Source organism: Mangrovicoccus sp. HB161399 (assembly GCF_013184745.1).
Taxonomy (GTDB): Bacteria; Pseudomonadota; Alphaproteobacteria; order Rhodobacterales; family Rhodobacteraceae; genus Mangrovicoccus.
The window spans coordinates 1-879 of record NZ_JAATVU010000263.1; the positions used below are offsets into that span (position 1 = coordinate 1).

1 protein-coding gene is annotated in these 879 nt (G+C 67.7%); it reads right to left on the minus strand.

The window, feature by feature from the left end; translation table 11 throughout:
* Window positions 1–21: 21 nt before the first annotated feature.
* Window positions 22–879, minus strand: an 858-nt coding sequence (locus HCC78_RS32780; protein WP_172332848.1) for a phage portal protein, incomplete at its 5' end; no start/stop codon positions are given.

Consider the following 879-nt stretch of genomic DNA (forward strand, 5'->3'; position numbering starts at 1 on the left):
CCCCGAAGGCCTTTGCGTCGATCATGGGGCCCCCATAGCCTTGTTCATTTCGAGAAGTGCCTCGGCGAAGACCGCGCTCTCGCGCATGGCGCGCTGCTCAGGATCGGCCGGGTCGGGCGCCACTGGCGGTTCGGGCGCCGGAAGCGCCGGCGGCGCATTGGCAGCCTCTATCAGCTGCCGGTCGCGCGCCGCGATCGCCTCTATGCTGTGGTCCTGCTCCTGCATGTAGACAGTGCCGCCGCCGGCGATGCCCGCCAGGTTCAGCCGGGCCCGCCGCTCGTCCAGCGTCATGATCGACTTGCCGCGGTCCAGCACGTCCATCTGCGTCGCGCTGTCCATGCGCAGCAGCCCGTCCACGTCGAACTCGGTCCCGATGGTCTCGCCGTCGAGCCCCAGCCCGTCATCCAGGCAGGTCTCGGCATCCTCGATCAGCCCCTGCAGCGCCTGGGCATAATATTCGATGTTCAGCGCCTGCAGGTTGTTCGAGGTCGGCATCGGGCCGAGCCCGACCTTGTAGAGCGGGATCCCGTAGGTCGTGGCCACGGTCTCCGAGGTCCATTTCAGCTGCTCGACCAGCTGCGCATCATTGGCGGCCACGGTCAGCGGGCTGAACGTCAGCCCGTCGCCCACCACCGCGACCTTGCCCGCATTGACGCCCGTATAGCCGCTGTCGAAGGCCGCCTTGAGCCGCTTCGCGGTCTCGTCCGAGATCTTGCCGGGCGCCGACAGGATGCCGCCCGGCCGCGACTGGTTCTCGAAGAACTTGGTGCTGTTCTCGGAGATCTTCTGCGCCTGCGTGGCCGCCAGGCCGTTGGCCCAGATCGGCGACAGGCCCGCCAGCGGATGGAACAGGCAGTTCCAGCGGTCGTGGATGATCTC